This is a genomic window from Blastococcus sp. SYSU DS0619, from assembly GCF_054051035.1.
The window spans coordinates 1-22,703 of record NZ_JBJHAM010000006.1 but is presented as its reverse complement, the minus strand read 5'-3'; the positions used below and the strand labels follow the sequence as shown (position 1 = coordinate 22,703).

The 22,703-nt window shown below is 75.0% G+C and carries 16 protein-coding genes; 9 read left to right on the top strand and 7 right to left on the bottom strand.

What is annotated here, in order from left to right:
- The first annotated feature begins 97 nt into the window (after positions 1-97).
- The 4 genes from ACI79T_RS09960 (at position 98) to ACI79T_RS09945 (ending at position 9,029) form a co-directional block, all read left to right on the top strand.
- Positions 98-469 carry a phage holin family protein gene (locus ACI79T_RS09960; protein WP_456609901.1) on the top strand — a complete coding sequence of 124 codons (372 nt, stop codon included), beginning with the start codon at positions 98-100 and terminating at the stop codon, positions 467-469.
- 68 nt (positions 470-537) lie between these two features.
- On the top strand, positions 538-5,568 hold the full coding sequence (locus tag ACI79T_RS09955) for an NAD-glutamate dehydrogenase (protein ID WP_456609900.1): 5,031 nt from the start codon (positions 538-540) through the stop codon (positions 5,566-5,568).
- 222 nt (positions 5,569-5,790) lie between these two features.
- The gene (locus ACI79T_RS09950; protein WP_456609899.1) at positions 5,791-7,635 is read left to right on the top strand and encodes a glycoside hydrolase family 15 protein; all 1,845 of its coding nucleotides are present in this window, start codon (positions 5,791-5,793) and stop codon (positions 7,633-7,635) included.
- Positions 7,632-9,029, top strand: a complete 1,398-nt coding sequence (locus ACI79T_RS09945; RefSeq protein WP_456609898.1) for a glucose-6-phosphate dehydrogenase — start codon at positions 7,632-7,634, stop codon at positions 9,027-9,029. Before ACI79T_RS09950 ends, ACI79T_RS09945 begins: the two co-directional genes overlap by 4 nt.
- A gap of 28 nt (positions 9,030-9,057) precedes the next feature.
- On the opposite strand, the gene ACI79T_RS09940 is transcribed toward ACI79T_RS09945, so the two are convergent.
- A complete protein-coding gene (locus ACI79T_RS09940; RefSeq protein WP_456609897.1) occupies positions 9,058-10,476 on the bottom strand; it encodes an amidase in 1,419 nt (472 codons plus the stop codon).
- 63 nt (positions 10,477-10,539) lie between these two features.
- Between ACI79T_RS09940 and ACI79T_RS09935 the strand changes: the two genes are divergently transcribed.
- The gene (locus ACI79T_RS09935; protein WP_456609896.1) at positions 10,540-12,225 is read left to right on the top strand and encodes a DEAD/DEAH box helicase; all 1,686 of its coding nucleotides are present in this window, start codon (positions 10,540-10,542) and stop codon (positions 12,223-12,225) included.
- On the opposite strand, the gene ACI79T_RS09930 is transcribed toward ACI79T_RS09935, so the two are convergent.
- From ACI79T_RS09930 to ACI79T_RS09920, 3 genes are all read right to left on the bottom strand, one after another.
- On the bottom strand, positions 12,226-14,826 hold the full coding sequence (locus ACI79T_RS09930) for a SpoIIE family protein phosphatase (RefSeq protein WP_456609895.1): 2,601 nt from the start codon (positions 14,824-14,826) through the stop codon (positions 12,226-12,228).
- Between the two features lie 137 nt (positions 14,827-14,963).
- Entirely contained in the window at positions 14,964-15,710 is a 747-nt protein-coding gene (yaaA, locus tag ACI79T_RS09925; protein WP_456609894.1) for a peroxide stress protein YaaA, read from the bottom strand.
- A 36-nt stretch (positions 15,711-15,746) separates the two neighbouring features.
- On the bottom strand, positions 15,747-16,547 hold the full coding sequence (locus ACI79T_RS09920) for an exodeoxyribonuclease III (protein WP_456609893.1): 801 nt from the start codon (positions 16,545-16,547) through the stop codon (positions 15,747-15,749).
- Positions 16,548-16,711: 164 nt separating this feature from the next.
- Here ACI79T_RS09920 and ACI79T_RS09915 point away from each other — a divergent pair, with 164 nt between their 5' ends.
- Entirely contained in the window at positions 16,712-18,247 is a 1,536-nt protein-coding gene (locus ACI79T_RS09915; RefSeq protein ID WP_456609892.1) for an LCP family protein, read from the top strand.
- Between the two features lie 71 nt (positions 18,248-18,318).
- Complete coding sequence (locus tag ACI79T_RS09910) at positions 18,319-18,837, top strand: N-acetyltransferase family protein (protein ID WP_456609891.1); 519 nt, start codon at positions 18,319-18,321, stop codon at positions 18,835-18,837.
- Positions 18,838-18,855: 18 nt separating this feature from the next.
- Here the strand turns inward: ACI79T_RS09910 and ACI79T_RS09905 are convergent, their stop codons facing one another.
- Complete coding sequence (locus ACI79T_RS09905; protein WP_456609890.1) at positions 18,856-19,806, bottom strand: acyl-ACP desaturase; 951 nt, start codon at positions 19,804-19,806, stop codon at positions 18,856-18,858.
- 164 nt (positions 19,807-19,970) lie between these two features.
- Between ACI79T_RS09905 and ACI79T_RS09900 the strand changes: the two genes are divergently transcribed.
- Positions 19,971-20,186, top strand: a complete 216-nt coding sequence (locus tag ACI79T_RS09900; protein WP_456609889.1) for a hypothetical protein — start codon at positions 19,971-19,973, stop codon at positions 20,184-20,186.
- A gap of 86 nt (positions 20,187-20,272) precedes the next feature.
- Here ACI79T_RS09900 and ACI79T_RS09895 read toward each other — a convergent pair whose 3' ends face one another.
- Together ACI79T_RS09895 and ACI79T_RS09890 are read right to left on the bottom strand one after the other, a co-directional pair.
- The gene (locus ACI79T_RS09895; protein ID WP_456609888.1) at positions 20,273-21,694 is read right to left on the bottom strand and encodes a hypothetical protein; all 1,422 of its coding nucleotides are present in this window, start codon (positions 21,692-21,694) and stop codon (positions 20,273-20,275) included.
- A gap of 1 nt (position 21,695) precedes the next feature.
- Positions 21,696-22,205 carry a SigE family RNA polymerase sigma factor gene (locus ACI79T_RS09890; RefSeq protein ID WP_456609887.1) on the bottom strand — a complete coding sequence of 170 codons (510 nt, stop codon included), beginning with the start codon at positions 22,203-22,205 and terminating at the stop codon, positions 21,696-21,698.
- Between the two features lie 166 nt (positions 22,206-22,371).
- Between ACI79T_RS09890 and ACI79T_RS09885 the strand changes: the two genes are divergently transcribed.
- Entirely contained in the window at positions 22,372-22,572 is a 201-nt protein-coding gene (locus ACI79T_RS09885; protein ID WP_456609886.1) for a hypothetical protein, read from the top strand.
- Positions 22,573-22,703: the final 131 nt, after the last annotated feature.

Below are 22,703 nucleotides of genomic sequence, written 5' to 3'. Positions count from 1 at the left end.
TGCAGGGCGTTCTAACGCTCTCTGGCGGCGACGCTAGAGAAGCCCATACGGGGTGAGATCCCCCAGTCGGCCGCCGCGCCCGGCTAGCGTCGTCGGCGTGATCAAGTTCCTGCTCAAGATCGTCATCTTCGCGGCGGCGTTCTACGGGCTGACCTATTTCGACGTGCTGCCCGGGCTGGAGGTGCTGCCGAACCCGGACGGTCCGCTGGGGGAGTACGGCAGCTACCTGTGGATCGGGTTGATCTTCGGTGTGGTCAACGCCCTGGTCGGCCCGGTGCTGCGCCTGCTGTCGCTGCCGTTCGTCCTGCTCACGCTCGGCCTGTTCCTGCTGGTCATCAACGCGGCCCTGCTCGGGCTCACGGCGGCGATCACCGACCGGATGACCATCGACGGGTTCGGCACCGCCGTGCTCGGCGGGCTGATCCTGGCCGTCGTCGGCTGGGTGGCCGACCAGCTGCTCGACCGCTGAGCACCCGGCCGGGTAGCGCCCCCGCGTCGCCGTGACGGCGGTCTCAGCGGCCAGTACCGTGGCCTGACATGGCCAGTGACACCGGTGTGGTCCCGGAAGCCGGGGCGGACGACCGGGACGGCGGTCCCGCGGGCGGCTCCCTGAGCGAGCTGGCCGCCCTCGAGGCCGGCCGCGACGAGAAGAAGCTGCTCCTGCACCAGGCGGCCCGCGCCGCCGTCGCCGAGGCCGGGCGCGGGTCGGCGACGCTGCCCCCGGGGTGCAGCGCCGACGACCTGCCGGCGTTCCTGCGGCGGTACTACTGGAGCGAGCCCGCCGAGGAGGTCCTGGCCACCGACCCCGCCGACCTGGCCGCGCTCGCCCTCGGGCACCTCTCGCTCGCCGAGGTCCGCCCGCGCGGCTCCGCGACCGTCGACGTGCAGGCCCTCCCGCGCGGGCCGGGTGCCAGCCGGACCGTGATCCGGCTGGTCACCGACGACATGCCGTACCTGGTCGACTCGGTCACCGCGGAGGTGGTCCGCCAGGGGTTCCGGCTCGAGCACGTCGTCCACCCGCTGCTCGTGGTCCGCCGCGACCTGAGCGGTCGGATCACCGCGCTGTGCGACAGCCTGGACGCCGCGTCGTGCGGCGAGGACGCCGTCGCCGAGTCGTGGATCGCCGTCGTGCTCGACGGCCCGCTGGACGGCGAGGCGGCCGGCGACCTGACGACGGGTCTGCGCACCGTCCTCGACGACGTGCGCGCCGTCCACGAGGACGGCGACCGGATGCGGGCCCGGATGATCGACCTCGCCGCCGAGCTCGACGACCTCGGCGGGGGGCGCGGGACGGCTTCCGAGGCGGTCGACGACCCCGCCGACGACCCCGCCGACGACCCCGCCGAGGCCGCGGCGCTGCTCCGCTGGCTGGCCGAGGGCAACTTCGTGCTCCTCGGTGCCCGGGACGTCGAGATCGCCTCGGACGGGGCCGACGCCGCCGCCCGGCCGGTGCCCGGGACAGGACTGGGGGTGCTCCGCAGCGACACCGACGTGGCGCGCTCGGCGACCACCCCGCCCGAGGCGCCCGGGGTCACCGGGCGCCACCGGCTCACCGTCACCAAGGCCGACACCCGCTCGTCGGTGCACCGCCGGGCGTGGCTGGACCTGGTCGCGGTGACCCTGCCGCACAGTGGCGGTGTGACCCGGCGCCGCCGGTTCGTCGGCCTCTTCCCGTCCACCGCGTACGGGACCAGCGTGCTCGACGTCCCGCTCGTGCGCCGCCGCGTCGCCGAGGTGGTCCGCCGCTCCGGCGTCCCGGCCGACAGCCACACCGGCAAGCAGCTGCTCGAGATCCTGGAGACATATCCCCGCGACGAGCTCATGCAGGTGGGGGCCGACGAGCTCCTGCCGGTGGCGATGGCCGTGCTGCACCTGCAGGAGCGGCGGCAGACCCGGCTGTTCCTCCGGCAGGACCCCACCGGGCGGTTCTGGTCCGCGCTGGTCTACCTGCCGCGCGACCGGTACACCACCGTCGTCCGGCTGGCGATGCAGCAGCTGCTGCTCGAGCGGCTGGGCGGCTCCAGCATCGAGTTCACCGCGCGCTCCACCGAGTCGGTGCTCACCCGGCTGCACTTCGTCGTCCGCCTGCCGGTGGGCCGGCAGGGCTCGTCACCGCGGGTCGACGTCGACGTGGAGGGGCTGCAGGCCGAGCTGGCCGCGGCCGCGCGCAGCTGGCCCGACGACCTGGCCGCCGCCCTGTCGGCGCGCTTCGGCGCGGACGCGGAGAAGATCTTCTCCCGGGTCGCCGACGCCTTCCCCGCCGCCTACCAGGAGGACTTCCCGGCCGAGCGCGCCGTGGAGGACCTGGTCCGCCTCGACGGCCTGACCCCGGACGACGTGGAGCTGCGGCTGTGGACCCCGGCCGGCGCGGCGCCGGGCGAGCGCCGGCTGTCGGTGTACCGGGTGGGGGAGCGGCTGCTGCTGTCCCAGATCCTGCCGATGCTGCAGAACATGGGCGTCGACGTCGTCGACGAGCGGCCGTACGAGATCGACCGGATCGGCGCCCCGCCGACCTGGATCTACGACTTCGGCATCACCGTCCCGCCGGTGGACCTGCCGCTGCTGCGGTCGCTGCCCGAGCGGTTCACCGACGCGGTGAGCGCCGTCTGGCGCGGCCAGGCCGAGGACGACGGCCTGGGCGCCCTGGTCATGCTGGCCGGGCTGAACTGGCGGCAGGTCACGGTGGTCCGGGCCTACGTGCAGTGGCTGCGCCAGGCCGGGCTGCCGTTCTCCCAGGCCTACGTGGAGCGGACGCTGGCCGCCCACCCCGGCGTCGTGGCCCGCCTGGTGGCGCTGTTCGAGACCCGCTTCTCGCCCGGGCGCCCGGGCGGCCGCGAGGCGCGGCAGGCCGAGCTGGTCGAGGGGCTGCGCCGGTCGATCGGCGAGGTCGCGTCGCTCGACGCCGACCGGGTGCTCAGCTCACTGCTCGCCGCCGTCGTCGCCACCCAGCGGACCACCTACTACGCCATGTCGTCGCCCCCCCATCCGGCGCTGGCGCTCAAGCTCGACCCCGCGGAGGTGCCCGACCTCCCGGAGCCGCGCCCGGCGCACGAGGTCTGGGTCAGCTCGCCGCGGGTGATGGGCGTGCACCTGCGGTTCGGCAAGGTGGCCCGCGGCGGCCTGCGCTGGTCCGACCGCCACGAGGACCTGCGCACGGAGGTGCTGGGGCTGGTGAAGGCGCAGATGGTGAAGAACACCGTCATCGTGCCGACCGGCGCCAAGGGCGGGTTCGTCGTGAAGAACCCACCTCCGGACGGTGCGCCTCGCGAGGAGGTCCTCGCCGAGGGGCAGGCCTGCTACAAGCTGTTCATCGGCGCCCTGCTGGCGCTCACCGACAACCTGGTGGACGGCCAGGTCGTGCCGCCGGAGAAGGTCGTCCGGCACGACGGCGACGACGGCTACCTGGTCGTGGCCGCCGACAAGGGGACGGCGACCTTCTCCGACCTCGCCAACTCCGTGGCGCTCGAGCGCGGCTACTGGCTGGGCGACGCCTTCGCCTCCGGCGGTTCGGTCGGCTACGACCACAAGGCCATGGGCATCACCGCCCGCGGCGCCTGGGAGTCGGTGACCCAGCACTTCCGGGCACTCGAGCTCGACGTCCAGCGCGAGGAGTTCACCGTCGTCGGCATCGGCGACATGTCGGGCGACGTGTTCGGCAACGGGATGCTGCTGTCGGAGCACATCCGGCTGGTGGCCGCGTTCGACCACCGCCACGTGTTCCTGGACCCGACGCCCGACACGGCGGCGTCGTTCGCCGAGCGCCGTCGGCTCTTCGACCTCCCGCGCTCGTCGTGGGCGGACTACGACACCTCGCTGATCAGCGCGGGGGGCGGCGTCTGGCCGCGCACGGCGAAGTCGATCCCGGTCAGCGCGCAGGTGCGCGCCGCCCTCGGCCTGCCCGCCCACGTCGTGGCGCTCCCCCCGGTCGAGCTGATCCGTGCGGTGCTGCTCGCCCCGGTGGACCTGCTGTTCAACGGCGGCATCGGCACGTACGTGAAGGCCGCGGGCGAGAGCCACCTCGAGGTGGGGGACAAGGCCAACGACGCGGTGCGCGTCGACGGCGGGTCGCTGCGGGTCCGGGTCGTGGGGGAGGGCGGCAACCTCGGTCTCACCCAGCGCGGGCGGGTCGAGTACGCCCTCACCGGCGGCCGGGTGAACACCGACGCCATCGACAACTCCGCCGGCGTGGACACCTCCGACCACGAGGTGAACATCAAGATCGCGCTGAACCGGGTGGTCGACGAAGGGCGGATCGACGCCGAGGGCCGGGCGGCGCTGCTCGCCGAGATGACCGACGACGTCGCGGCCGCCGTCCTGACCGACAACCACGCGCAGAACGCGACCCTGGCCGGGGAGACGGCCGCGGCGCGCAGCCTGCTGGACTCCCACGAGCGGTTCATCCGGTCGCTGGAGCGCTCGGGGCGGCTCAACCGCGCCGTCGAGGCGCTGCCCGACGACCGCGGGCTCACCGAGCGGCGGCGGGACGGGCAGGCGCTCACCGGCCCGGAGCTCTCGGTGCTGCTGGCCTACGCGAAGCTGCAGACCAGTGACGCGGTGCTGGCGTCGTCGCTCCCCGACGACCCCTCGCTGGAGGAGCTGCTGGTCGAGTACTTCCCGGCCCCGCTGCGCGAGCGCTTCCCCGCCGCGGTCACCAGCCATCCACTGCGCCGGGAGATCATCGGGACCGCGCTGACCAACCGGGCGGTCAACATCGCCGGCGTCACCGGGCTGTTCCGGCTCGTCGAGGAGACCGGGGTGCCGCTGGCGACGGTCGTGCGGGCGCACGCGGTCGCCCGCGCGGTGTTCGGCATCGACCGGATGTGGGACGCCGTCCGGCCGCTGGACAGCCAGGTCTCGGCCGCCGCCCAGGTGGAGGCGCGCACCGAGGGCACCCGGCTGGCCGAGCGGGCCACCCGCTGGCTGCTGCGGCAGCCCGACCTCACCGCGGAGCACCCGCTCCCGCTGGCGGAGGTGACGGACCGGTTCGCCGCGTCGGTGGCCGAGGTGCAGGCCGGCCTGCCCGGCTGGCTGCTGGGCGCCGAGGCCGAGTCCTACGCCGCCCGGGCGGGCCGCCTGCAGGAGTCCGGTCTCCCCGCGGAGCTGGCCGGCCGCGTCGCGGCCGCGCCGCTGATGCCGGCGGCGCTGGACCTCGCCGTGGTGGCCGAGCGCACCGGGGCGCCCGTGGCGCTGGCCGGCCAGGTGATGCAGCGCCTGGCCGACCGGCTGGGGCTGGTGACCCTGCGCGAACGGGTGATCGCCCTGCCGCGGGACCGGCGCTGGCCGTCGATGGCCCGCGCCTCGCTGCGCGACGACCTCGCCATGGAGCAGGCGTCGCTCACCGAGGACGTGCTCAGCCGGCGCACCTCCGACGCCGAGGCGCCCGACGAGCTGGTGGCCCGGTGGGAGGAGGGCTGGGACATCGCCCAGCACCGCGCCGCCGGGCAGCTCGCCGACATCACCGCCGGTGACCGGCAGGAGCTGGCCGAGCTGCTGGTCGCCGTCCGGACCCTGCGCGGGCTGCGCCGCCGCCGCCAGGCCCGCCGCCTCCCCCGCCCCGAGGAGCAGTAGCAGCACGTTCGCGATGGGTGCGCGTCCGGATGCGCCCGGGTGCGGTTCCGGGCCGGCCGATAGCAGCGTCTGCGCGCATATCGGCGGTTCTCGGCACCTCTAGCGCCACTGCTAGAGAGTCCTAGAGGAGCCGAGTCACCGGACCGTCATGATCGCCAGGGTTGGCGGGTGCCTGCGGGGGCACGGTCGGACGGACCCGTGCCACCGACCCGAGGACCGCCCGTGCCGCTCCGCCCGCTCACCCGCACCGACGGCTACCTGCCCATCGAGGACCACGGCCTGATCGGTGATGGCCTCACCTGCGCGCTGGTGGCGCGGGACGGCAGCATCCCGTGGCTGTGCCTGCCGGACTTCGACAGCCGGCCCTTCCTCGCCGGCATCCTCGACGCCGAGCGCGGGGGCAGCTTCGGGATCGCCCCGGTGGGACTGCGGGAGTCGGCCCAGCGCTACCTGCCCGACACCGGGATCCTGGTCACCGAGATGCAGGGCGTCGACGGGCGGCTGGAGCTCACCGACTGCCTCACCCTCCGCTCGGGCGCCGACCTCGCCGAGCCGGTGCCCTCGGGCCGGGGCGAGCTGCTGCGGCTGGCCCGCGCCGTCGGCGGCACGGTGGACGTCGAGGTCCGGCTGGCCCCCATGGACGGCGTCCTGGTGCGGCCGGAGCTCGGCGCCTGGCGGATCCACTGGGCGGCGCAGCCGCAGCTGGAGATCCTGGTGTCCTCCTCGCACCCCCTGACCGTCGCCAGCGACGGCGCCATCCGCGGCCGGGTGACCCTGGCCGAGGGCGAGCAGCTGACCGTCGCCCTGCAGTGGTCCGGTGACACCCACACCCGGACCCGCACCCAGCCGGAACGGCTGATCGAGCAGACGGCGTCGGCCTGGCGCAACTGGGCCTCGCGGCTGCGGTACGAGGGGCCGCAGCACGACCTGGTCCGGCGGTCGGCCCTCACCCTGAAGCTGCTCGACCACGCGCCGACCGGCGCGATCATGGCGGCGGCGACGTCGTCGCTCCCGGAGGAGATCGGCGGCAGCCGGAACTGGGACTACCGCTTCACCTGGGTGCGCGACGCCGCGTTCTCCAGCTACGCGTTGCGGCGGATCGGGATGCAGGAGGAGTCCGACGCCTTCCTCGCCTGGACGCTGCGCAACATCGAGCGGGACGACCGCGCCAGCATCTGCTACACCCTCGACGGCCGGCGGCCCGGCATGGAGTGGGAGGACCTCGCGCTCTCCGGGTACCGCGGATCCGGGCCGGTCCGCTGGGGCAACGGCGCGGCGCGGCAGGTGCAGAACGACGTCTACGGCGAGCTGCTCGACGTCGCCTACCAGTGGGTGCGCACCGGTGCGGAGCTGGACCCGCCGCTGTGGCGGGCGCTGTGCGAGCTCACCGAGCAGGCCATCGCCCAGTGGTCGACGCCGGACAACGGGATCTGGGAGATCCGCGACGCCGGCCGCCCGTTCACCTACTCGGTCGCGATGTGCCACGTCGCCGTCGACCGGGCGCTGCGCATCGGTGAGCTCTGCGGCCTGCCGTACCCGCGGGAGCGGTGGCAGCGGGAGGCCGACCGCATCCGGACGACGCTGCTCGAGCAGGCCTGGGACGCCGACCGCGGCACGTTCACCGAGCACCTCGCCCGGCCCGGGCAGGCCGGCCGCGGGGGCCTGGACGGCTCGCTGCTGACCCTGCCGCTGCGGCGGCTCGTCCGGGCCGACGACCCGCGCATGGTGGCGACGACCGAGGCGGTGCGTCGGCACCTCGACGCCGGGGACGGGCTGCTCTACCGGTACCTGCACACCGAATCCCCCGACGGGCTGGCCGGCGGGGAGGGGGCCTTCCTGCTGTGCAGCTTCTGGCTGGTCGACAACCTCACCGGTCAGGGTCGGCTGGACGAGGCGCACGAGCTGTACGACTCGCTGTGCGCACGCGCCAACGAGGTCGGCCTGCTCGCCGAGGAGATCGACCCGGGGACGGGGGCGTTCCTCGGCAACTTCCCGCAGGCGTTCAGCCACGTCGGGGTCATCGCGAGCGGCTGGAACCTCGCCCGGGCCGAGGAGGGACGGCGATGAGCCGCTCCTTCGTCGTCCTCGGCGGCACCGGCGACCTCACCGGCCGGCTGCTGCTGCCCGGTCTCGCCGAGCTCGTGGCCGCCGGCGTCCTGGAGCAGCCGCCGGTCGTGCTCGCGGTGAGCCGGGAGGTCTGGTCCGACGACGAGTACCGCGCCTGGGCCCGGGAGCGGCTGGCCGAGCACGCCGGGCACGTGCACGAGGAGGCCCGGGAGCGGCTGGTCGAGCGGCTGGGCTACCGGCACGGCGACGTCACCCTGCCCGCCGACCTGCGGGCCGCCCTGGAGCGGGCCGGTGGGGTGCCCGTGGTCTACCTGGCGCTGCCCAACACGGTCTTCCTGCCGACGCTCGAGGCGCTGACCGAGGTCGGCCTGCCCGAGGGGGCGGTGGTCGCCGTCGAGAAGCCCTTCGGGCGGAACCTCGTCGACGCCCGGGCGCTCAACGCCGTCCTGCACCGGCTGGTGCCCGAGGAGCAGGTGTTCCGCACCGACCACTTCCTGGCGATGCAGACGGTGCTCAACATCCTCGGCCTGCGGTTCGCCAACCGGATGTTCGAGCCGCTCTGGAACGCCCAGCACGTGGAGCGGGTCGACATCGTGTTCGACGAGACCCTCGGGCTGGAGGGCCGGGCGGGCTACTACGACACCGCCGGCGCGCTGCGGGACATGCTGCAGAACCACCTGCTGCAGATGCTGGCGATCGTCGCGATGGAGCCGCCGACGGCGATGGACGCCCGCTCGCTGGCGGCCCGCAAGGCCGACGTCCTGCGCGCCGTGCGGTCGCCGGAGGACATGGGCCGGGACACCGTGCGGGCCCGGTACGCCGCGGGGACGGTCGGCGGCCGCCCGCTGCCCGACTACGTCCTGGAGGCCGGCGTCGAGGCCGACCGCGGCACCGAGACCTACGCCGAGTACACCGTCCGGATCGACAACTGGCGGTGGGCCGGTGTGCCGTTCCGGCTCCGCTCCGGCAAGGCGCTGGGGGCGGACCGGCACGAGATCGTGCTGCGCTTCAAGCCGGTCCCGCACCTGGCCTTCGGCCGGGACGACGGCGAGGGCCCGCCCGAGCCCGACGTCCTCCGGCTCCGGCTGGACCCCGACGGCATCAGCCTGGAGCTCAACCTGAACGGCGCGGGCGCCCCCTTCGACCTCGAGCGCCGGGCGCTCGAGGTGGACCTGCCCCCGGCCCGGCTGTCGGCCTACGGGCTGCTGCTGCAGGAGTTGCTCGCCGGAGAGGCGGCGCTGTCCATCAGCGACGTCGAGGCCGAGGAGTCGTGGCGGATCGTCGAGCCGATCCTCGCCGCGTGGGCGGCCGGTGACGTGCCCCTGCTGGAGTACCCCGCCGGCTCCGACGGCCCCGCCCCCCGCGCCGATCTCGGCGGATCTGCGAGCGTCTAGGGCTGCGGCTAGAGAGGTGTAGAGGCGGTCAGAGGGCGGGCCGGCGCTCGCCGAAGCGGGTGGCCTGCTCGAAGGCGTGGCCCACCTCGAGCACCCGGCGGTCCATGCGCGGCGCCGCGACCACCTGCAGTCCGACAGGGAGCCCGTCCGGCGTGAACCCGCCGGGTACCGACAGCGCGGGGCAGCCGGTGGGGGAGAGCAACGTGCAGGAGCGCATCCACTCCAGGTAGTTCTCCTGCGGCACCCCGCCGATCTCGGTCGGGTACTCGACCTCCACCGGGAAGGGCAGCACCTGGGTCGTCGGCGCGAGCAGCACGTCGTAGCGGGTGAAGAACTCGACCACCCGCTCGTGCAGCGTGGTGTGCAGCTGCTCGGCGCGGGCCAGGTCGGCGCCGGTGAGCGCCGCGCCCTGCGCCGCGTTCCAGCGGATCGACTCCTTCACCTGGTCGGGGCGCTCCCGGACCAGCGCGGAGAACGAGGCGTCGAACAGCCAGGCGCGCAGCGTGCCGAAGACGTCGTCGGCGCCGGAGAGGTCCGGGCAGTCCTCGGTGACGTGCGCACCGAGCTCCTCGAACACCGGCAGGGACGCCGTCAGGACCGCGGTGATCGCCGGGTCGACCGCCACCCGGCCGCCGAGGTCCGGCGCCCAGGCCACCCGCAGCCCGTCCAGCCGCTCCGGCAGGGCGGCCAGGAACGCGGCCGGGTCGGAGTCCAGCGCGATCGGCACCCGCGGGTCGGGCCCGGCCAGCACCGACAGCTGCAGCGCCACGTCGGCGACCGTGCGGCCCATCGGACCCTGCACCGACAGCGTCGACCAGCCCATCGGCGCCGGCCAGGTGGGCACCCGCCCCGGCGTGGGCCGCAGCCCGACGACGTTGCAGAAGCCGGCCGGGTTGCGCAGCGAGCCGCCCATGTCGCTGCCCTCGGCCAGCGGCACGAAGCCGGCCGCCAGGGCCGCGGCCGCGCCGCCGGACGACCCGCCGGCGGACAGGCCGTGCCGGTAGGGGTTGTGCGTCGCGCCGAACACCGTGTTGAAGGTGTGCGAGCCGGCCGCGAACTCGGGCACGTTGGTCTTGCCGACCCGGATCGCGCCGGCCGACCTCAGCCGGGCGACCACCAGCTCGTCGCGCGCCGGCACGGTGTCGCGGTGCACGGGCGAGCCCCACGTCGTCCGCATGCCGCCGGTGGCGTGGGTGTCCTTGTGCGCTACCGGCAGGCCGTGCAGCGGACCCAGCGGCTGCCCGGCCGCCTGCGCCGCGTCCGCGGCGTCGGCCGCGGCCCGGGCGCCCTCGGCGTCCAGCGTCACGACCGCGTTCACCTGCGGGTCCAGCCGCTCGATCCGTGCCAGGTGGGCGTCGAGGAGCTCCCGCGCCGACACCTGGCGGGCGCGCACCAGCGCGGCCAGCTCCGTCGCGGGGCGGGTGCAGAGCTCGTCGTCGGCGGTCACCCCGGCAGCCTGCCAGAAGCCCGGGTGCGCGTGGCCGTGGCATCGGGGGAACGATGGGCGGTGATGACCGACGAACGAGCCACCACCGGCGACGACACCACCTTCGAGGACCTCGGGCTGCGCCCCGAGCTGCTGGCGGTGCTGACCGCGCTCGGCTACGAGGAGCCCACGCCGATCCAGCGGGAGGCGATCCCGCCGCTGGCCGAGGGGCGCGACCTGCTCGGCCAGGCCGCGACCGGCACCGGCAAGACCGCCGCCTTCTCCCTGCCGGTGCTGCAGCGGCTGACCGCCCACCGCACCGACCGCGCGCCGGTCGCGCTGGTGCTGGTGCCCACCCGCGAGCTCGCCGTCCAGGTGTCGGAGGCGCTGCACCGCTACGGGCGCGACCTGGGCGCCCGCGTGCTGCCGGTCTACGGCGGCGCGCCGATCGTGCGGCAGCTGCGCTCGCTGGAGTCCGGGGTGGACGTCGTCGTCGCGACACCCGGCCGGGCCCTCGACCTGCTCAACCGCGGCGCGCTGCACCTCGGCGAGATCGCCACCGTGGTGCTCGACGAGGCCGACGAGATGCTCGACATGGGTTTCGCCGAGGACCTCGAGGCGATCCTCGACGAGACCCCCGAGCAGCGGCAGACCGTGCTGTTCTCGGCCACGATGCCGCGCCGGCTCGACGCGCTGGCCCGCCGGCACCTCTCCGATCCGGTGCGTATCACCATCGCCAAGGAGCAGGCCGCCGCGGGGGAGGCGCCGCGCGTCCGGCAGACCGCCTACGTGGTGCCGCGCGGCGCGAAGCCGGCCGCCCTGGGGCGCATCCTCGACGTCGAGGCCCCGACCGCGGCGATCGTCTTCTGCCGCACCCGTGAGGAGGTCGACACCCTCACCGAGACGCTGAACGGCCGGGGCTACCGGGCCGAGCCGCTGCACGGCGGGATGAGCCAGGAGCAGCGCGACAAGGTGATGGGCCGGCTGCGCAGCGGGACGGCGGACCTGCTGGTGGCCACCGACGTCGCCGCCCGCGGGCTGGACATCGAGCAGCTCACCCACGTCGTGAACTACGACGTCCCGTCGGCGCCGGAGTCCTACGTGCACCGCATCGGCCGGGTCGGGCGCGCCGGGCGGGAGGGCGTGGCGATCACCCTCGCCGAGCCGCGCGAGCACCGGATGCTCAAGACCATCGAGAAGGTCGCCGGCGCCCCCATCGCCGTGCAGACGGTGCCGACCGTGGCCGACCTCCGCGCCCGGCGGCTCGACCTGACCCGGGGCGCGCTCCGGGAGAGCCTGCTCGGCGACGACCTGGACCGGTTCCGCGTCGTCGTCGAGACCCTCGCCGACGAGTTCGACCTCATGGAGGTCGCGCTGGCGGCGGTGAAGCTGGCGCACGAGGCGGCGGGGCCGGTCGACGACGACGAGGAGATCCCGCAGGTCTCCTTCCGCCCGGAGCGGGACGGCGGGCGGGCCCCCGCCGGCCGGGGCGGCGACCGGAAGCCCCCGGCCCGGGCGCGGTCCGCCGGTGGCCCCGCCACCCGCCTCTTCGTCGGGGTCGGCCGGGACGCCGGCATCCGCCCGGGGGACCTGGTCGGCGCCATCACCGGCGAGACCGGGCTGACCGGCCGCGACGTCGGCTCGATCGAGATCCACCAGCGGTTCGCGCTGGTGGAGGTGCCCGAGACGGCGGCCGACGAGGTCGTGCAGGCGCTGCGGGCCACCATGATCAAGGGGCGCAAGGCCCAGGTGCGGCGGGACCGCGCCTAGTCAGCGCGTCAGGGGGTCCGGCGGCACGGTGGGGGGCACCCGGGTCGGCCCCGCCTCCGCCGGTCGCGGCCGGTCCTGGCGGTGCAGCCGGACGGCGACGAGCGCGACGTCGTCCTCGGGCCGGCCGTGGACCAGTCGCTCCAGCAGTTCGTCCAGCAGGGCCTGGAGCGGCAGGTCGGCCAGCTCGACCAGCGCCTCCCGCAGCCGCAGGATGCCGGCGTCGAGATCGGAGTCGCGGCGCTCGACGAGCCCGTCGGTGTAGAGCAGCACCGTCGATCCCCGGTTCAGGGTCACGACCGTCTCCCGCCGCTGCACACCGGGATCGACGCCGAGCAGCAGGTCACCGGTCCACTCCCCGAGCTCCGCGATCTTCCCGTCCTCGGTGATCACCAGCGGGGGCAGGTGGCCGGCGTTGGCCCAGCGCATGCGCGTGACCCCCTGGCCCACCTCGTCGGGGGTCTGCTCGAACCGGGCCACGGCCGCGGTGGCCAGGGTGGGGATCTGCAACGTCGTCATCGAGGCGTCGAGCCCGCGGAGGACCTCCCGGGGGCCGGCGTCGCTGTAGGTGGCCACCCCGCGCAGCAGCCCGCGCAGCTGGCCCATCGCGGCCGCCGCCTCGGTGTCGTGCCCGACGACGTCGCCGATGACCAGCATCGTCGCGCCCCCCGGCTGCAGGAAGGCGTCGTACCAGTCGCCGCCGACCCGGGCGGCCTCGGCGGCGGGCAGGTAGCGCACTGCGATCTCGGCGTGGTCGGGCTCCGGCGGCTCGGTGAGGAGGCTGCGCTGCAGGCCCTCGGCGAGCTGCTGCTGGGCGTTGTAGAGCCGTCCGTTGTCCAGCGCCAGGCCCGCCCGGTCGGCGGCTTCCTGCGCGGTCGCCACGTTCTCCGCCCGGAGCGGGGTGTCCTGGCCGTAGTAGACGGTCAGCAGTCCCAGCGTGCGCTGGCGGCCGCGCATGGGCAGGACGACGGCCTCCCGGGGGGCGAGCTGCTCGAGCAGATCCCGCGCCTCACCGGGCGGCAGGAGCGCCAGCACGTCGTTCCCTGCGCTGCGGTCCTGCCGTCCGGTGCGCAGGGAGTGCGCGACCGGCGAGTCCGGGGGCATCGAGTCCATCCGGACCTCGGTGTAGCGATCCAGCAGCGGGCGCATCTCCGGGTCCCGGTGCCAGCAGCCGACGTCGCGGGGGCGTCCCTCGGGGTCGACCACCGTGACGACGCAGAAGTCGGCGAGCGCCGGGACGACGAGCTCCGGGAGGTGGGCCATCGCCCCCTGCTGGTCCAGCGCCCCGGCGAGGTCGGCGCTGACGTTGGCCAGCAGCGCCAGCCGCTGGGCCGCGCGCTCGGCCTGCTCCTGCACCCGCCGCCGCTCGGTGATCTCCAGGGCGTACACCGACAGCCCGTCGGGGGTCGGCCAGGCCCGCACCTCGTACCAGCCGTCCAGCGGCGGCGGGTAGTAGGCGTCGAACGAGATCGGCTGCCCGGTGTCCACCGCCTCGCGGTACCTGTCCTCGAAGACGCTGCCCCGTGCGTCGGGGAAGGCCTCCCAGATCTCCCGGCCCAGCAGCTCCTCGCTGGTGGCCTGCAGCATCCGCTCGGCCTCGGCGTTGAGGTGGGTGAACCGCCACCCGCGGTCCAGGCTGTAGAAGCCGGCCGGCATGGCGTCGAGCGTGCGGGTGACCAGCGTCGCGGCCTCCCGCTCGCCGGTGATGTCGTAGGCGGCGCCGAGCACCCGGACCGCCCGGCCCTGCCGGCCGGCCACCGCCCGGCCACGGGCGTGCACCCACCGGGTCTCGCCGTCGGGCCGGACCACCCGGTACGTGGCATCGAACCGGCCGCAGGCCTCGATCGCCTGCTCCAGCGCCTCGTTCACCGACGCGCGGTCGTCGGGGTGCAGCCGGCCGTTGAACGACTCGATCGTCTGGTCGAAGTCATCGACGTCGTAGCCGAACATGGCGATCAGCTGCTCGTCCCACGTCACCCGGCCGGTCGACAGGTCCCAGTCCCAGGTGCCGACGCCGCCGGCCTCGGTCGCCAGCTCCCAGCGGAGCCGGTCGTTCTCGTACTGCCGCAGGAGGCTGGAGAGCTCCAGCTCGGTCATCACCGAGGCGGCGAGCTGACGCAGGGTGGCGACCTCGGAGGGTGCCCACGGCCGGGGTTCGGGGTCGAAGACGCAGAGGGCGCCGACCGGGCAACCTCCGGGGTCGGTCAGGGCGACGCCGAGGTAGGAGCCGACGGCGCCGCTGCGCACCGGGGGCAGGTCGTTGACCCTGGCGTCGGAGCGGGCGTCGGTGACGAGCAGGACCTCTCCCGCGGGCAGCGCCGCGGTCACCGTGCACAGCGACTCCTCGAGGGGGCCGGTGCTGCCGACGTCGACCCCGCCGGTGCCGGCGGCGACCAGCTGGACGTCGCCCAGCAGCGACACCTGGCTGCCCGAGGTGCCGAGGAGGCGCGCGGCGAGGTCGGCCAGCCGGTCCAGCCCCGCCCCGTCGGCGAGGGGGACCAGCCGCTCGGCGGCGTCGACCCGCACGCGGTCAGCGCGGAGCTGGGCCGCGGCGCGGGTGCCGAGGCCCAGCTCCGCGCCTGCCGTGCGGTCGGATCCGTCCACCGTCGCCCTTCCACCCCGGCGACCGCCGGTCGTCGAACAGCGAGCCGCGCTTTTCGAGCCGCATGGTTCCTGCAGTTATGTCATGGCGGGACGGTTGCGTGCAACCAACCACCGGGCGGAGCGGCGAGAGATGGGCCTCAGCCGGCCGGGACGACCAGGGTGAGCGCTGTGCCGCCGTCATGTTCCACGTGCAACCCCGCGCGACGCAGCAACCGCCGGAGGCCTGCGACGTCCTGCGGTTCGGCCGTCGTGGTGGCCAGCAGGCGGGCGAGCCGGCCCTTGTGCGCCTTGTTGAAGTGGCTGACCACCGCCCGGGTCCCGTCGGGCCGCTCGCTGAGCACCGCGACGGTGACCGCGCCGGCGATCGGCGCGAGCGCGGCGTACGAGCCGCTTCGGAGGTCGACGACGAGCCCGGCGGTGCGCGCGAGGACCGGGCCGAGCGCCGGCCGCCACAGCGACCTCAGCGTGGGCAGCCCCGGCAGCGCCGAGCCGGCCGAGAGCCGGTAGCCGGGGATCCGGTCGCCGCCGGCGACGAGGCCGAAGAGGGCGGAGCCCACCGCCAGCCGCCGGTCGGCCCGCGCCCGCTGGGCCCGGGTGAGGGAGGCGACGTCGAGGGCGTCGTAGAGGACGCCGGTGTAGCGGTGCAGTGCGGGGAGGGTGCCGGAGGTGAACAGCGCCGCGTTGCGGGCGATCTCGCCGTCCTGCGCGGCCGAGAGGCCCAGGGCCGCACGCGACGCCGGGACGTCGTCCGCCAGCTTCACCAGCGCCTCGGCGAGCTCGGTGCGCACCGGCGTCAGTTCGGGCGCGGTGAGCGAGCCGAGGTCGAGCGGAGGGCCGTCGCCCCCGGGGGCCTTGGTCTCCGACGGAGGGAGCAGGACGAGCACGGGACGCCAGGCTACGTGCGTCCATGTCAGGTGCCGCTATGCCAGGTCGACGACGACCGGGGCGTGGTCGCTGGCGCCTTTGCCCTTCCGCTCCTCGCGGTCGATGAAGGCGCCGGTGACCCGGCCGGCCAGCGCGGGCGAGCCCAGCACGAAGTCGATCCGCATCCCCTCGCGGCGGGGGAAGCGCAGCTGCGTGTAGTCCCAGTACGTGTAGACGCCCGGACCCGGCGCGTGCGGGCGCACCACGTCGGCGTAGCCCGCGTCGACGACCGCCTGGAACGCGGCCCGCTCCGGCGCGGAGACGTGCGTCGAGGTGCTGAAGACCGACATGTCCCAGACGTCGTCGTCCTGCGGGGCGATGTTCCAGTCGCCGACCAGGGCCACCGGCGCGGCCGGGTCGTCGGCCAGCCAGCCCGCCCCGGTGTCGCGCAGCGCGGCCAGCCACTCGAGCTTGTAGGTGTAGTGCGGGTCGGCCAGCGTGCGGCCGTTGGGCACGTAGAGGCTCCAGACCCGCACCCCGCCGCAGGTCGCGCCCAGCGCGCGGGCCTCCGGCATCGGGTCCTGGCCCTCCTTCGACGACCAGGACGGCATGCCGGGGAAGCCGGCCGTGACGTCCTCCAGGCCGACGCGGGACAGGATCGCGACGCCGTTCCACTGCGAGTGGCCCAGGTGCGCGACCTGGTAGCCCAGGGCGCTGAAGACCATCTCCGGGAACTGGTCGTCCCGGCACTTGGTCTCCTGCATCGCCAGGACGTCGACGTCGTGCCGCTCCAGGAAGGCCGCCACGCGGTCGGCGCGGGTGCGGATCGAATTCACGTTCCAGGTGGCCAGGCGCACGGTGCGGAGCTTACGGAGGGCCCCGGACACCGGCGGCGACCGCGCCCGGCTGCCGGGTCGCCGGATCGGGCGGTCCCGGCGGCAGAGCGGTCGGGGTCACCCCCGCACCCCGTCGAACGGTGCGATCATGGCCGGATGAGCAGGTCGGACGGCAGGGGCGCGGCATGACCGCCGCGACACCGCCTCCTGCTCGCGGCGGGGAGGGTGCGACGGCGGGCGGGACGTCCCGGCCGGGCCGACGCAGCTTCGGGGCCGCGCTGGGCTGGACGGTCCTGGGCGCGCTGGTCCCCGGCACCGGTCTCCTCGCGGCCGGCCGCCGCCGGCTCGGTGCCGTCGTCCTGACCGTCTTCCTGCTCCTGCTGGCCGCCGGCATCTGGCTGGCCACCGCGGGGCAGCGGTTCGCCGCACGCACGCTGGTCGACACCGACGTCCTGCTCTGGGCGACGGTCGGCGTGGGCGCGCTGGCGCTCCTGTGGATCGCCGTGGTGGTCACCGGCTACCGGATGCTCGTCCCGCCGGCGACGTCCCGCGGGCGGCGCGTCGCCGGGGGCCTGGTCGTCGCCGTGCTGGTGGCCGCGATCGCCGCTCCGGCGGTGTTCGTCGGGCAGCTGGCGGCGACGTCGCGGGACCTCATCGCCGGCGTGTTCGACGACGACCGCCGGTCGGCGACCGTCACCGAGAGCCCGGAGGAGGACGCCGAGCTCTTCGGCGGCCGCGAACGGGTGAACGTGCTGCTGCTGGGTGGAGACGGCGGCGAGGGCCGGGAGGGCGTGCGCACCGACACGGTCATCGTGGCCAGCGTCGACACCGGCACCGGCGAGACGACCCTGATCAGCCTGCCGCGCAACCTGCAGGACCTGCCCTTCCCCGAGGACAGCCCGCTGGGCGAGATCTACCCCGACGGCTTCGACGCCGGCAGCGAGAGCGAGAGCCTGCTCAACGCCGTCTACCGCAACGGCCCGGCCTGGTACCCCGACGCCCTGGGCCCGACCGACGACCCGGGCGCCGACTTCCTCAAGCTCGGCGTCGGGGAGGCCCTGGGCCTCCGGATCGACTACTTCGTGCTGGTCAACCTCGAGGGGTTCAGCCGGCTGGTCGACGCGCTCGGGGGCATCACGGTGAACGTCAACTACTACGTGCCGATCAACGGCGACCCGGGCACCGGCGAGCTGCCCGACGACTACATCGCGCCCGGCCCGGACAAGCAGATGGACGGCTTCACCGCCCTGCAGTTCGCCCGCGGCCGGTTCGGGCTGAGCGACTACGACCGGATGGAGCGGCAGCGGTGCGCCATCTCCGCGATCGTCGACGCCGCCGACCCGGTGACGCTCCTGCAGCGCTACCAGCGACTGGCCGCGACGACCGAGGACATCGTGAGCACGGACATCCCGCGCTCGCGGCTGGACGACTTCGTCGACCTGGCGTTCCGGGTGAAGGACGCCGAGATCCGCAGCGTCGTCCTCGACCCGTCGGTGATCGACCCCGCCTACCCCGACTACGACCGCATCCGGCAGCTGGCCGACGAGGCGATCGACCCCCCGCCGGCCCCGGCGCCTGCCCCGGCGGACGGCGCCGAGGCGGAGCCCGCCCCCGAGGAGGCGGACGGCCCGGTCGCCGACATCGCCGACGCCTGCGCCTACGACCCCGTCCGGGCCGCGGAGGCCCGCGCCGAGGGGGAGCCGCCGACCCGCCAGGGCTGAGCGGTCCCGTCACCGGCCGTACCCGCCGCCCCCCGCGTCGGCGCGGGGACGGGGGAGCGGAGAATGGCCGCGTGCCCGCCGCTGTCGTCCGCTCCGTCACCTCCGTCGACGACGCGCTCCGGGCGGAGCTGCTCGCCTGCTGGACCGACGTCACGAACGCCGGTGGCGCCGTCGGCTTCGTCCCCCCGGTGACGCAGGACGACGTCGTCCCGCTGCTCGACAAGCTGCTGGAGGGCGTCCACTCCGGCCGGGACGTGCTCGCCCTGCTCGAGGTGGAGGGCAGGACGGCCGGGTTCGCCAGCGTCGTCGGTTCGCTGAGCCCGCTGCGCCGGCACTGGGGCACCGTGCTGCGGGTGCAGGTGCACCCCTCCCGCCAGGGCCAGGGGCTCGGCCGGGTGCTGATGGACGGGGTGCACCGGATCGCCCGTGAGCGGGGGTGGGAGTTCCTCCACCTGACCGCCCGCGGGGGCACGGGCGTGGACGCGTTCTACCGGGGCCTGGGCTACGCGGAGGTCGGCCGGCTGCCCCGCGCGATCCGCGTCGCCCCCGGCGACGACCGCGACGAGATCGTCATGGCCTGCCCTCTCTGACTGGGCGGCGGCCCTCGCTCAGACCTGGACGGGGGTCTCGCCCTTGGCCGCCATGCGGGCTCGCAGCCGCTCGCGGCTCTCCACGAACCTGGTGGCCTGGGCGTCCAGCCCGGTCAGGAACCCGGCCAGCTGCTCCCGGGCCTGCTCGCCCTCCGGCCCGAGGTCGCTGCGCTCGAAGACCTTCCAGGTGCGCAAGATCGGGCTGACGACCTCGTCGTGGTGCAACCGCAGGTCGTAGATGCCGGCCTTGGCGATGATCGTGGAGTTCTTCCGGAAGTTGGCCATGTTCGCGCCGGGCATCTCGAAGTTCATGACCTCGGTGGCCACGGCCTTCATCGTCTCGTCGGGGTCGATGTCGAACGCCGCCGTGACGAGGTTCCGGTAGAAGATCATGTGCAGGTTCTCGTCGGTGGCGATGCGGGCCAGCAGCTTGTCCGCGATCGGGTCGCCGGTGGCCTTGCCCGTGTTGCGGTGCGAGACGCGGGTGGCCAGCTCCTGGAAGGAGACGTAGGCGACGGCCTCGAGCGGGGTCTTGTCGCCGGAGTCGTAGCCGGTGGTCATGTAGTCCATCCGGGCCCGCTCCAGCTCGACCGGGTCGACGCCGCGGGTGACGACCAGGTAGTCGCGCAGCGCGACACCGTGCCGCCCCTCCTCCGCCGTCCAGCGGCCCACCCACTGGCCCCAGGCGCCGTCCCGGCCGAACCGGGTGGCGATCTCGCGGTGGTAGCTGGGCAGGTTGTCCTCGGTCAGCAGGTTCACGAACATCGCGGCCTTGGCCGTCTCGTCCAGCCGGGACTGCTCGGGCGACCAGTCCTCGCCGCCGAGGAAGGCGAAGTTCCGGCCCTCGTCCCAGGGCACGTAGTCGTGCGGATGCCATTCCTTCGCCATCCGGATGTGCCGGTCGAGGTTCTCCGCAACCACCGGCTCGAGCTCGGTGAGGACGGCTGCCTGCGGGGACGTCTGGGGCATGGGGACCTCCGGGTCGACTCGACCTGCGTCGTCGCAACCTACGCCGACGGGACGTTCGATCGTGCTCGTACGTGGGTTCCCCGTCGGGCCGGCCGCTACCCCTCCTCCTGGCGCGGCCTGCCGCCTCTGCCGCACCGCGGAGCGGGGTTTGGCAGGCTGGGGGCATGACCGACCCGGCCCCCGGCGCCCCCGTCTCCCGCAACGCCCGCCGTGAGCGCCTGGTCGGGCTGCTGGTCCTTGGCGTCGCCCTGGTGCTCCTCGTGTCCACCCCCACCTGGTTCGCCAGCGACCAGGCCGGCGTGGGGATCGGCCAGCTGCTCGTCGCCGCCGTGCTGGCGGTCGTCGGTGCCCTCCTGGTCCGGCGCGCCCGTCGGGGCTGAGCGCCCGGGACGCCGCGGGGCGGCCCACCGGCGCTGCCGGGCGTCCTCCGCCAGCTGGCGCATCGCCGTGAGGGACGCCGGCTCGCTCACGAGCTCAGCTCCGACAGCGGCGCCTCGGCGACGACCGCGCCGCGGCCGTCCAGGATCCGCACCCGCTCGGCCGACGGGGGGCCCAGCGGGGCGACCCCGGCGCCGTCCACCAACGGGACCGTGGCGTGCAGCGTGCCGTCGGCGAGGTGGATCTCGGCCAGGACGCCGGCCTCCGGGCCGCTGATCGTGATCGAGTCCGAGGTGGGCACCGCGAACACCTGCTCCAGGAGCGGGGTGCCGGCCGGGGCCAGCGTGACGCCGAACGAGTCCTCCTGCGCCATGTCGAAGGAGTCCGTCCAGTAGTCGACGAACGCGGCCCCCGTCGCGCCCGAGGGGAAGGTCAGGCCCAGGAGCAGGGTCCGGGTCTCCGGGTCACCGTTCACGGCGCCGGCCGCGAGCAGGGTCGGGCGGAGGTCGCGGAGCGGCAGCCCGTACCGCCCGGCGAGTTGTCTCGCGGCCCCCTGCAGCACCTCCTCGTGGGCGAGCCCGCGCAGCCCGCGGGGGTCGGCGACCTCCACCGGCTCGTTCCAGGCCCTGCTCAGGTCCTCCCCGATGGTGGTGTGGGCGAAGAGGGGCCGGCTCTGGCCGGGCCGGGACAGCGCCACGGAGAGGCCGGTCGGCCAGTCGGAGGTCTCGCCGAGCGCCAGCGCGCCGGCACCCTCCTCCATCGGCACCGCTGACCACTGGTCGACGACGTCGGCCGACGCCGTCGCCGTCCGGCCGGTCAGCACCCGGGCCTCGTCCCCGGGCGCGCCGACGACCACCACCATGCGTTGTGCGGGTGCCCCGTACGGAGCGGCGAACAGCTCCACCCACTCCGGGCTGGAGGTGGCTGGGCTGGGAAAGCCGACCGGGACCATCTCGCCCGGCGCGGCGTCGCCAGGACCGGTCAACCAGACCTGGACCACGCCCTCCTGCTGGGTCCAGCCGGGGCCCTCCTGCTCGGTCCGGCCCAGCACGAGCGCCACCCGGCTGCCGGCCACCTCGCCCGCCCAGGCGACCCGGCGGGTCTCGACCGGTGGCTCGGGCGTCTCGACGCCCGGCGGCAGCTGGTCCGCGAGCTCCGGGGGGATCCAGTCGAGCTCCCGGACGCCGGCCAGCCACTCCTCGTCCCCGGCGAGCGAGCCGCGCGTCGGGAGGTCGTAGAGGAAGGGCGCCGGGTCCTGGGTCGGGCTGCCCGGCACCGCGACCTCGCCGCCCCGGTCACCGCTCAGCAGGCCGGAGGTCGCGACGGGCACCCCGACGACGAGCGCCAGGGCCAGCAGGCCGCCGGCAGCCAGGGCCGTCCGGGACCGCCGCTGGGCGCGGTACCGCGCGCGGGTGCGCTCGGCCAGGTCGGCCGGGGGAGGCGCGGTGACGTCGGCGCGGACGCGCAGGTCGCGCAGGCCGGCTTCCAGCTCGCCGTCGGAGATCGTCACGTCAGCACTCCTCGAACACGGTGGCGGGGGCAGCGGCGCCGAGGGCGGTGCGGAGCCGGGCGAGGCCCCGGACGGTCTGGCTCCACACGGTGTGGACCGAGCAGCCGAGCAGCTCGGCGGTGGCCACCTCGCTGAGGTCCTCCGTGTAGCGGAGGACGAGCACGGTCCGCATCCGCGGCGGCAGGGTGCCGAGCGCCTGGGCCATCCGCTCCCGCTCGGCGAGGGCGTCGGTCTCGTCGGGGGCGGCCGGGTCGTGCGCGGGCAGCGACACGATCTCCTGGGTGCTGCGCAGCCGCCACCAGCTCGCGGCGCTGGTGACCAGCACCCGCCGCACGTACGGGAAGGGGTCGCCGGCGATGCGGCCCCAGCGGCGGTAGGCCTTCACGAGCGCGGTCTGGAGCAGGTCCTCCGCGTGACCGCGGTCACGCGTCAGCAGCACGGCGGTCCGGAGCAGCTCACCGGACCGTGCCGCGACGAACGCCTCGAAGGCGGCGTCGTCCGTCCGTCCCATCGGGCCTCCCCACGTCGTCACTGTCTAGGACGCGAGAGGGAGGGTCGGAGGAACGCCGCCGTTACCGGATCGTGACCTGCCGGTTGACCTCTGGTCGCCGTTGCGGACCGGGCGTGATGCGCACCACACTCGCCAGGACGCCCGACGGGCGGTGGACGGAGGACCGGTGAAGCTCGACAAGGACGAACTGGTGCGCATGCTGCACACCGAAGGGGACAACGACACCGCCGAGAAGGTGCAGGAGCGGTTCGCCGACCAGATCGACACCGACCGGGACGGCGACGCGCTGGCCGCGGTGGGTCTGGACCGGACGCAGCTGATGAGCAAGCTGGCCGGCGGCGGGTTCGGGACCACGCTCAGCCCCTGACCCGGTGGACGCCGGGGGGGGGGGGGGGGGGGGGGGGGGGGGGGGGGGGGGGGGGGGGGGGGGGGGGGGGGGGGGGGGGGGGGGGGGGGGGCGGCCCCCGCGCGGGCGGCCGCCGGGGGTGTGGGGCGGCG